The sequence below is a fragment of the Bovifimicola ammoniilytica genome (assembly GCF_025567085.1).
GTDB lineage: Bacteria > Bacillota > Clostridia > Lachnospirales > Lachnospiraceae > Bovifimicola > Bovifimicola ammoniilytica.
On record NZ_JAOQJN010000004.1, the window covers coordinates 172,763 to 183,980 of the forward strand.

General features: G+C 33.8%; 10 protein-coding genes. All 10 read left to right on the forward strand.

The genetic code is table 11. From position 1 onward, the window contains the following. Nucleotides 1-27: 27 nt before the first annotated feature. On the forward strand, nt 28-495 hold the full coding sequence (locus OCV48_RS06515; protein WP_147591443.1) for a MarR family winged helix-turn-helix transcriptional regulator: 468 nt from the start codon (nt 28-30) through the stop codon (nt 493-495). Then, nucleotides 488-2,212, forward strand: coding sequence for an ABC transporter ATP-binding protein (locus OCV48_RS06520; protein ID WP_021982808.1), 1,725 nt, complete (start codon nt 488-490; stop codon nt 2,210-2,212). The genes OCV48_RS06515 and OCV48_RS06520 overlap by 8 nt, the downstream gene beginning before the upstream one ends. Nucleotides 2,213-2,297: 85 nt before the next feature. Then, on the forward strand, nt 2,298-4,193 hold the full coding sequence (locus tag OCV48_RS06525; protein ID WP_147591553.1) for an ABC transporter ATP-binding protein: 1,896 nt from the start codon (nt 2,298-2,300) through the stop codon (nt 4,191-4,193). Between the two features lie 282 nt (nt 4,194-4,475). Beyond that, nucleotides 4,476-5,177: a UMP kinase gene (gene pyrH / locus OCV48_RS06530; protein ID WP_147591444.1), complete on the forward strand. Its 702-nt coding sequence runs from the start codon at nt 4,476-4,478 to the stop codon at nt 5,175-5,177. A gap of 49 nt (nt 5,178-5,226) precedes the next feature. Beyond that, a complete protein-coding gene (frr, locus tag OCV48_RS06535) occupies nt 5,227-5,781 on the forward strand; it encodes a ribosome recycling factor (RefSeq protein ID WP_021982811.1) in 555 nt (184 codons plus the stop codon). 69 nt (nt 5,782-5,850) lie between these two features. Next, nucleotides 5,851-6,579, forward strand: a complete 729-nt coding sequence (locus OCV48_RS06540; RefSeq protein WP_147591445.1) for an isoprenyl transferase — start codon at nt 5,851-5,853, stop codon at nt 6,577-6,579. A gap of 8 nt (nt 6,580-6,587) precedes the next feature. Continuing rightward, a complete protein-coding gene (locus OCV48_RS06545) occupies nt 6,588-7,418 on the forward strand; it encodes a phosphatidate cytidylyltransferase (RefSeq protein WP_021982813.1) in 831 nt (276 codons plus the stop codon). 28 nt (nt 7,419-7,446) lie between these two features. Further along, nucleotides 7,447-8,598 carry a 1-deoxy-D-xylulose-5-phosphate reductoisomerase gene (gene dxr, locus OCV48_RS06550; RefSeq protein ID WP_147591446.1) on the forward strand — a complete coding sequence of 384 codons (1,152 nt, stop codon included), beginning with the start codon at nt 7,447-7,449 and terminating at the stop codon, nt 8,596-8,598. Nucleotides 8,599-8,673: 75 nt separating this feature from the next. Beyond that, on the forward strand, nt 8,674-9,945 hold the full coding sequence (rseP, locus tag OCV48_RS06555) for an RIP metalloprotease RseP (protein WP_147591447.1): 1,272 nt from the start codon (nt 8,674-8,676) through the stop codon (nt 9,943-9,945). Nucleotides 9,946-10,069: 124 nt separating this feature from the next. After that, nucleotides 10,070-11,128, forward strand: coding sequence for a flavodoxin-dependent (E)-4-hydroxy-3-methylbut-2-enyl-diphosphate synthase (ispG, locus tag OCV48_RS06560; RefSeq protein WP_147591448.1), 1,059 nt, complete (start codon nt 10,070-10,072; stop codon nt 11,126-11,128). Nucleotides 11,129-11,218 lie beyond the last annotated feature (90 nt).

Below are 11,218 nucleotides of genomic sequence, written 5' to 3' on the forward strand. Positions count from 1 at the left end.
AATTCAAAACTAAGAGGAGGTCTGGTCTTGAGAAACAATGAAATAGGATTTGAAATAAAGGCATTAAATAACCTTATCAAAAGGCGTGTGGAGATGTCAGAGACTAAGGAAGAAGTCGAACATCTGACAGGGGTACATGGTTTTGTGATAGGCTATATTAGTGACCATGATGATGAAGATATATTTCAGCGTGACATTGAGGAGAAGTTTGAAATCAGACGTTCAACAGCAACAGGTATAATTAATCTTATGGAGAAAAACGGGCTTATTATCAGAGAGAAGGTCGATTATGATGCCAGACTTAAAAAGCTTGTACTTACAGATAAGGCAAGGGAGATTAATAAACTTGTCGAGGATGATATAAGCAGGATTGAGAAGACGATTACGAAAGGAATTGATGAAGCGGACTTAGAAATATTTTGCAGAGTTGTGAATAAGATGAAAGACAATTTGAATAATGATATGAAGAAAAAAGGAGGCAGATGTAATGCTTAGGACATTAGGAAAACAGATAAAAGAATATAAAAAAGCGTCTATACTGACCCCTGTATTTGTTACCTGTGAAGTTATAATGGAACTTTTAATTCCTATACTTATGGCAAAAATCATTGATGATGGAATAGGAAAGGGCAATGACACACTCGTATATAAAGTAGGTGCGTTGATGGCGGTACTTGCGATGCTTTCGCTGCTATTTGGTATATTGAATGGAAAATATGCAGCAGAGGCAAGTACAGGATTTGCAAAGAATTTAAGAAAAGGAATGTATGAAAATATACAGAATTTTTCTTTTTCAAATATTGATAAATATTCTACGGCAGGACTTGTTACAAGAATGACTACAGATGTTACTAATGTGCAGAATGCTTATCAGATGATAATAAGAATGTGTGCGAGAGCACCAATGATGTTGATAATAGCTGTAATAATGTCTATATCAATCAGTCTTAAGTTAAGCATGATATTTATTGTAGCAATTATATTTCTAGGTGGATGCCTTGCACTTATAATATATTCTGCATTTGGCGTGTTTGATAAAGTATTTAAGAAATATGATAATGTAAATGCAAGTGTTCAGGAAAATGTAAATGCGATAAGAGTTGTAAAAGCATATGTAAGAGAAGATTATGAAAATAAGAAATTCAACAGGGCGATAGAAGAAGTATACAGATTATTTGTAAAGGCAGAATCAAGAGTTACACTTAATAATCCGGTAATGATGGTAACTGTGTATGGTTGTATACTTGCACTTTCATGGTTTGGCGCTAAAATGATAGTCGTAAATGAACTTACAACAGGTGAATTAGTCAGCTTATTCAGTTATATAATGAATATAATGATAAGTCTTATGATGATTTCAATGGCATTTGTAATGATTACCATGGCAAGAGCTTCAGCGGAAAGAATTGCGGAAGTATTAAATGAAAAGAGTGATTTAACTAATAATGATAATCCGGTTTATTCAGTAAAAAATGGTGATATTGATTTTAATCAGGTTAATTTTAAATATAAATCAACAAGCGAGGAAATGGTTCTTTCAGATATAGATGTTCATATTAAATCAGGTGAAACAATCGGAATAATCGGTGGAACAGGAAGTTCAAAATCAAGTTTCGTTAATCTTATTTCAAGATTATATGATGTTACGGATGGAGAAGTTAAAGTCGGAGGAATAAATGTAAAGGATTATGATATTGAAACACTTCGTAATGAGGTTTCAGTTGTACTTCAGAAAAATGTGTTGTTCAGTGGAACAATCAAAGAGAATTTAAGATGGGGCAATAAAAATGCAACTGATGAAGAGTTAGTTACAGCGTGTAAACTTGCGTGTGCAGATGAATTTATAGAAAAATTTCCTGACGGATATGATACTTATATAGAACAGGGCGGAAGCAATGTATCCGGTGGACAGAAACAGAGATTATGTATTGCCAGGGCATTACTCAAAAAGCCTAAGATACTTATTCTAGATGATTCTACAAGTGCTGTTGATACAGCAACAGATGCGAAGATAAGAGCAAATATGAAAAAGAGTATTCCGGGAACAACAAAGCTTATAATTGCACAGAGAATATCAAGTGTCCAGGAATCTGATAAGATAATTGTATTAGATGACGGACATATAGATGGCTTTGGAACACATGAGGAATTACTTGCTAATAATGAGATTTATAAAGAAGTATATTATTCGCAGACGAAAGGAGATGAATAATATGTCTGAAAAAGTTACTAAATCAAATGACACAGTCAAAACAGATAATATAACAAGTCACGCTAGTCCAAAACATAAAAATAATATGTCAGGTATGAAGAGAAGACCACAGATAAAAAGTGGCAAATCACCATTGTCAATTGCTAAAAGACTTATGGGTGAAATTCTTAAAGAATATAAATTACATTGTATAATAGTTCTTATATGTATATTTGGTTCAGCATTTGCAAATGTAAAAGGAACACTTTTTATGCAGAAACTTATAGATGACTATATTGTTCCAATGCTTAATAATTCATCTAAAGATTTCGGACCATTGGCGGCAGCGATAGGTAAAATTGCCATAATATACGGAATTGGTGTTGTTATGATGTATGCATACAACAGAATTATGGTAAATGTTACACAGGGTACGATGAAACGTATTAGACAGGAAATGTTTGAACATATGGAGAGTCTGCCGATTAAATATTTTGATACTCATGCACATGGTGATATTATGAGTATTTATACAAATGATACAGATACACTCCGTCAGATGATTGGACAGAGTTTACCGCAGTTGATAAACAGTGTGGTTTCAATCATAAATGTATTAATAAGTATGATAATTCTTAATATTCCACTTACAGTTATAACACTTGTAATGGTTTCGTTTATGTTATTTACAACGAAGAATATTGCTGGCAAATCAGGTAAATTCTTCGTCAAGCAGCAGAAAGATTTAGGCACTGTAAATGGTTATATAGAAGAAATGATGGAGGGACAGAAAGTAGTAAAAGTATTCTGCCACGAAGAAGAGAGTAAAGAGAGATTCAATGAATTAAATGATGAATTATTTGATGCGGCAAATAAAGCTAATGCCTATGCTAACATCTTAATGCCTATTAATGTCAATCTTGGTAATTTAAGTTATGTAGTATGTGCGATAGTCGGCTGCATATTAGGAATCAAAGGAATTTCAGGGATGACACTTGGAACACTTGCAAGTTTCCTTACACTTAATAAGAGTTTTAATCATCCTATAAGTCAGATTTCAATGCAGTTAAACAGTGTGGTAATGGCACTTGCCGGAGCAGATAGAATTTTCACGTTATTAGATGAAGAACCAGAAGTAGACAATGGATATGTAACACTTGTAAATGCTAAAGAGGATAGCAATGGTAACATTACAGAATGTGAAGAAAGAACAGGAATGTGGGCATGGAAACATCCTCATAAAACAGGCGAGACAACTTATACTAAACTTACAGGAAATGTAGTATTTAATGATGTTGATTTTGGATATGATGAGAAGAAGATAATTCTTCATAATATCAAATTATATGCAAAACCTGGACAGAAGATTGCTTTCGTAGGTGCAACCGGAGCAGGTAAGACGACAATTACTAACCTTATTAACAGATTTTACGATATACAGGATGGTAAAATCAGATATGATGAAATAAATATTAATAAGATAAAGAAGGCAGATTTAAGGCACTCACTTGGCATTGTATTACAGGATACACATTTATTTACCGGAACAGTAAAACAAAATATCCGCTATGGTAAATTAGATGCAACAGATGAAGAGGTTATAAATGCAGCAAAATTAGCAAATGCACATGGATTTATTAAACATTTGCCACAAGGCTATGATACAATGCTTACAGGTGATGGAACAAATTTAAGTCAGGGACAGAGACAGTTAATTGCTATAGCAAGAGCAGCAATAGCAGATCCACCAGTACTTATCTTAGATGAAGCTACATCTTCCATAGATACAAGAACAGAGAAGTTAGTCCAGGCAGGTATGGATAAACTTATGCAGGGACGCACAACATTTGTTATAGCTCACAGATTATCAACAGTAAGAAATTCAGATGCAATCATGGTATTAGAAAACGGAAGAATTATTGAAAGAGGTAATCATGATGAACTGATTGCACAAAAAGGTAAGTATTACCAGTTGTACACGGGAGCATTTGAATTAGAATAAATATAGACGATTAGGCAAAGGCGTCAGTTTATGATACACTCCCTCGTATTTCTTAATCAGGTGTGAATAAATGTCGTAACCTACAAAATTAATTGCAGTGCAGTAAATCAAAAGCGTTTCACTAGAACGGTAATTTGCTGCACTGACTTTTATATATTTATTTTTAGACTTTTCAATTTGTAAGTTGTGTGATAAAATACTATGCGTATTGTTATCGAACGAATAAAGAATCAGCAAGAGAAAAAACATTCAGCAAGTAATAATATGAAAGGATAAATATATATGGAAAAGTTAAACAGAGTATTACTTAAACTTAGTGGTGAGGCATTAGCAGGTGATAAGAAAACAGGTTTTGATGAAGAGACAGTTATTAAAGTAGCTAAACAGGTAAAAGTGCTTGTAGATAATGGAACTCAGGTAGGAATTGTCATCGGTGGTGGTAATTTCTGGAGAGGAAGAACAAGCGAGAAGATAGATAGAACAAAAGCAGATGCAATAGGAATGCTTGCAACAGTTATGAATTGCATTTACGTATCAGAAATCTTTAGAACAGAAGGAATGATGACACAGGTGCTTACACCATTTGAATGTGGTTCATTTACAAAGTTATTTTCAAAAGACAGAGCTAATAAATATTTTGGAAAAGGAATGGTATGCTTCTTCGCAGGTGGAATTGGTCACCCATATTTCTCAACAGATGTTGGAATGGTATTAAGAGCAATCGAGATAGAAGCTGACTGTATACTTGCAGCTAAAGCTATTGATGGCGTATATGACAGTGATCCTAATAAGAATCCTGATGCTAAAAAATATGACAGATTATCTATTTCAGAAGTTGTAGAGAAGAAATTGGGTGTTATCGATTTGGCAGCTTCAGTTCTGTGTATGGAAAATAAGATGCCAATGAAGATTTTTGGCTTAAATGAAAAAGATAGCATAATTAATGCTGTAAATGGTAATTTTACGGGAACAATTATAGAATAGAATTTAATATAGCAATAATAAGCAATATATGCGTTAAATGGAGGATTTTATGGAAGAAAAATTAGTACAATTTGAAGAAAAAATGAGCAAATCATTAGACAGCCTTTACAGTGATTATTCAACAATACGTGCAGGCAGAGCTAATCCACATGTTTTAGATAAGATAACAGTAGATTATTATGGAACACCATCTACATTACAGCAGGTTGCAAACGTATCTGTTCCTGAAGCAAGAATGATTCAGATTCAGCCTTGGGAATCAAGTCTTATTAAGGAAATTGAGAAAGCAATTCTTTGCTCTGATTTAGGTATCACACCTACAAATGATGGTAAATGCATAAGAATAGTATTTCCTGAATTAACAGAAGAAAGAAGAAAAGAATTAGTTAAAGATGTTAAGAAAAAGGGCGAAAATGCTAAAGTTGCAATCAGAAATATCAGAAGAGATGCTAATGATACATTTAAGAAAGAAAGCAAGGTAAATGAAGTATCAGAGGATGAATTAAAACAGATAGAAGACAAAGTCCAGAAATTAACTGATAAATATATTGCTGAAGTAGATAAGGCAATTGAAGAAAAATCAAAAGAAATACTTACAGTTTAGTAAGAAGATAAAAGGGAGGCTTAGTATGTAAGCAATCCCTTTTAGCATATATAGAAATGAGGATTATTAATGGCTAAAAAAGAAGAATTAAGTAATTTGAATATACCTAATCATGTGGCTATTATCTTAGATGGTAATGGAAGATGGGCAAAAAAGAGATTCATGCCTAGAAATTACGGACATATGCAGGGGGCAAAGGTAGTTGAACAGATTTGTGAAGATGCAGACAGTATAGGAATAAAATATCTAACTGTATATGCATTTTCAACTGAGAACTGGAACAGACCACAAGATGAAGTAGAGGCATTAATGAAGCTCCTCCGTAATTACCTTAAAGACTGTATTAAAAGAGCTAATAACAATAATATGAGAGTAAGGGTTATCGGTGAGAAGTCCAGATTAAGCGATGATATAAGAAGTAAAATCGAGGAACTTGAAGAATGCTCTAAAAATAATACAGGACTTAATTTTACGATTGCACTTAATTATGGAAGCAGAGATGAGATTGTCAGAGCAGTAAGAGAAATCTCTAAAGATGTTAAAGACGGAAAGATTAGTGAATCAGATATTGATGATAAGATGATTTCAGATTATCTTGATACCAGAGGAATACCTGACCCTGACTTACTCATAAGAACAAGTGGTGAAGAAAGACTTTCTAACTTTTTGTTATGGCAATTAGCATATACAGAATTCTATTTTACTGATGTATTATGGCCTGATTTTAATAAAAAGGAATTAATAAAAGCAGTTGAAAAATACAACGAAAGAGATAGAAGATTCGGAAAGGTTAAATAGGTGTTAATATGTCAGCAATTAAGAAGCTTATGACAAAATCGTTTTTAGAACGACTTATAAGTGGAATAATCTTAGTGATTATTGCACTTGTTACCATAATTCTTGGTAAAGATGTGTTACTTGTGACAGTTGTGGCAATATCAGTAATAGGTTTTTATGAACTTGCGAAAGTCTATGGACTTCAATGGAAGCTTCCAGGAATATGTGGATATATCGCAACAATTGGATATTATGCATTAATCAGAATGGATTACAAAGAATATATTATAGTATTCTTTATTGCTTATCTTATCGTACTTATGGGAACTTATGTATTTACATTTCCTAAATTCAAAGCAGAAGATGTAATGGTATGTTTCTTTGGAATGTTCTATGTAATATTGATGCTTTCGTACATTTATCAGGTAAGAATGATGCAGGACGGTGCATATATCGTATGGCTTATATTCTTATGCTCATGGGGATGTGATACATGTGCATACCTTGTCGGTGTAATGTTTGGTAAGCATAAAATGGCACCTGTACTTAGTCCTAAGAAATCTATCGAAGGCGGAATCGGTGGTGTAGCAGGAGCAGCACTTTTAGGCTTTATATATGCTACAATATTCAAAGACAAGATTACAATTGATAATGCTAATATTATCTTTCCTATAGTTTGTGCAGTAGGTGGAATTATTTCACAGATTGGTGACTTAACAGCCTCAGGCATTAAGAGAAACCATGATATTAAGGATTATAGCAGACTCATACCGGGACATGGTGGAATATTAGACAGATTTGACAGCGTAATTATTACAGCACCGATTATATATTATCTTGTTGCATTTTTAACAAAATAAAGATAAATGCTTAGAAATGAGGATTAGTATGAAAAATATAGCAGTTCTTGGCTCAACTGGTTCTATTGGAACACAGACTCTTGAGATAGTAAGAGCAAATGATGATTTAAATGTTGTAAGCCTTGCAGCAGGAAGCAACATAGAAATGTTAGAAAAACAGATAAGAGAATTTAAACCACAGGTCGTATGTGTATACAACGAGAAAAAAGCGGAAGAATTAAAGATAAAAGTAAGTGATACTGATGTTAAAATTGTAACAGGTATGGACGGTCTTATAGAAACAGCGGTAATTAAGACAGCAGATATTGTTCTTACAGCAGTTGTTGGAATGATTGGCATAAGACCTACAATTGCAGCAATTAAGGCGGGCAAGGATATAGCACTTGCTAATAAGGAAACACTTGTTACGGCAGGACACATTATTATACCGCTTGCAAAAGAATATGGAATTAGAATATTACCGGTAGACAGTGAACACAGTGCTATTTTTCAGTCATTACAGGGTAATAAAAAGAGTCAGTTAAGTAAGATCCTTTTAACAGCATCAGGTGGACCTTTTAGAAATACACCTAAGGAAGACTTGAAGAATGTAACTGTTAAAGATGCATTAAAGCATCCGAACTGGTCAATGGGAAGAAAAATAACCATAGATTCAGCTACAATGGTAAACAAAGGATTAGAAGTTATAGAAGCAAAGTGGCTCTTTGATGTAGATATTGATAATATTGAAGTAGTAGTCCAGCCACAGAGTCTTATTCATTCAATGGTAGAATATGTAGATGGTGGAATTATGGCACAGCTTGGAACTCCTGATATGAAACTTCCAATCCAGTATGCATTATTCTATCCTGACAGACGCACGTTAGATGGTAAAAGAGTAAATTTCTTCGATATAGCAAATATTACATTCTTTAAGCCTGACAGGGATAAGTTCAAAGGCTTTGATTTAGCATTCAAGGCAGGGAAGACAGGCGGCTCTTTGCCTACAATATATAATGCTGCAAATGAACTTGCAGTAAGCAAATTCCTTAATGAAGAAATAAGATTTCTGGATATTCCGGAATTAATAGAAACGGCAATGAATAATCATAAAGTTATAGATAATCCGTCTCTTGAACAGATACTTGAGTCAGAGAAGGAAGCATATGAAAGTGTAAACATAGCATTATCTAAGCGATAATAATGTTGTGTGTTTAGAAATAATGACATCATGTTAAATTTAAAATAATAACATATATTGGAGGGTAGATTTAGAATGAGTATTATTTTATCATTAATAGTATTTAGTGTGCTGGTTCTTATTCATGAATTCGGACATTTTCTGTTAGCTAAGAAAAATGGCATCGGTGTTACTGAATTCTCATTAGGAATGGGACCTAGAATTGTAAGTTTTAATAAAGGCGGAACCAGATATTCGTGGAAGCTAATTCCTTTTGGCGGTTCGTGTATGATGGTAGGGGAAGATGATGAAAGTGAAAGAGAAGATGCATTTGGCAAAAAGTCCGTATGGGCAAGAATTTCAGTAGTTGCAGCAGGACCAATATTTAACTTTATTCTTGCATTTGTGTTGTCAGTTGTATATATCGGATTAGAAGGATATGACCAGGCAACCGTAAATGTGGTAAATGAGGGTTATGCCGCTGAGTCAGCAGGACTTAAAGAGGGTGATGTAATTACAGAATATGATGGCAAGAAAATCGTAATATACAGAGATTTATGGTTGTACCAATACGTTAATCCTGTTGATAAGAATCCTGTGAAGATTAAATATGAGAGAAATGGCAAAGAATATTCTACAACCATAACTCCTAACGAATATTACAGCATAGGTGTATCATATTATGCTGATGATAACGAGTGTAAGATAACAGTTGTCAAAGATTCACCGATGGCTGATGCAGGTATTGAAAATGACGATATTATCACGGCCGTAAATGGTGAGAAGATAGGTTCAGGTAAAGAGCTTAATAAATATATGGCAGCTACTCCTATGGATGGTTCTGACATTAAGATAACTGTTAAACGAAACGGGGAAGAACACGAATATACTGTAACTCCTAAGAAAGCTGGATATACACAAGGCTTTGATTATGGAAAACGTGTGAAAGCTAATCCATTACAGGTTATCAGATACAGTTTTACAGAATTAAGATATGATATGGAAGCTACATTTACAGGATTTAAGATGTTATTTACCGGTAAAGCAAGTAAAGATGATGTATCAGGTCCTGTGGGAATTGTTAAGATAGTTGGAGATTCGTATGAGCAGACTAAAGATTATGGTGCATATTATGTATTTTTACAGATTTCATATCTTGTAATTTTATTCAGTGTGAACTTAGGTGTACTAAATCTGTTACCATTCCCGGCACTTGATGGTGGACGACTGGTATTTTTGTTTATCGAGGCTATCCGAGGTAAGGCAGTGCCGAAAGAGAAAGAAGCTATAGTACATTTTGCAGGAATGATTATATTAATGCTTCTTATGGTACTGATACTGTTTAATGATATAAGTAAATTTTTCTAGATAAATGTCAGGGTATTGTATACCCTGACTAAGTCTGACTAAAAATATTTATAAAAATTAATAAGAATATTAACAAGAAAATTAACAGGAATATTAATATACGATATTAAGAAAAGAGGAAGTTATGTTTCGTGATAATACAAAAGTAGTAAGAATAGGTGATAAAGTAATTGGTGGAGGCAATCCAATTCTTATCCAGTCAATGACTAATACTAAGACGGAAGATGTGGCTGCAACTGTTAACCAGATTAAAGAGCTTACAATTGCAGGCTGTGACATAATAAGATGTGCTGTTCCAAATATGGAGGCGGCACTTGCATTTAAGGAGATTAAGAAGCAGATTTCCATTCCTATTGTGGCAGATATACATTTTGATTACAGACTTGCGATTGCTGCAATGGAGAATGGGGCGGATAAAATTAGAATTAATCCCGGTAATATTGGTTCAATTGACAGAGTTAAAGCCGTAGTTGATGTTGCTAAGGAGAGAAATATTCCTATCAGAGTCGGTGTTAACAGTGGTTCACTTGAGAAAGAGATATTAGAGAAATATGGACATGTAACAGCAGAGGGAATAGTTGAAAGTGCTTTAAATAAGGTGAAATTAATAGAAGACCTTGGCTATGACAATCTGGTAATAAGTATTAAATCATCAGATGTCCTTATGTGTGTTAAAGCACATGAATTAATTGCCACTAAGACGAATTATCCACTGCATGTCGGTATAACTGAATCAGGAACACTTTATTCAGGTAATATCAAATCATCAGTAGGACTTGGAATTATTCTGCATGAGGGAATCGGTGATACAATAAGAGTTTCGCTTACAGGTGCACCTGTAGAAGAGATTAAGACAGCTAATCTTATCTTGAAAACACTAGGAATTAGAAAAGGTGGAATAAGTGTTGTATCCTGTCCTACCTGTGGAAGAACACAGATAGATTTAATCTCACTTGCTAATAAAGTAGAGAAAATCGTAGAAAAATATAATGCGGACCTGAAAGTTGCAGTAATGGGTTGTGCGGTTAATGGACCGGGAGAAGCTAAGGAAGCAGATTTAGGTATTGCAGGTGGAAAAGGTGAAGGATTGATTATTAAAAAAGGTGAGATAATTAAGAAAGTACCTGAAAGCTCATTATTAGCTGAATTTGAAGAAGAACTTAAGACTATGTGCGGACATTAATTTTTTAAAAGGTGTCGTCTAAGTAAATATATTAAAATATTAGAAATATAAGCCTATTACAGGCAGCAAAAGAAGTTAATAACATAGGCA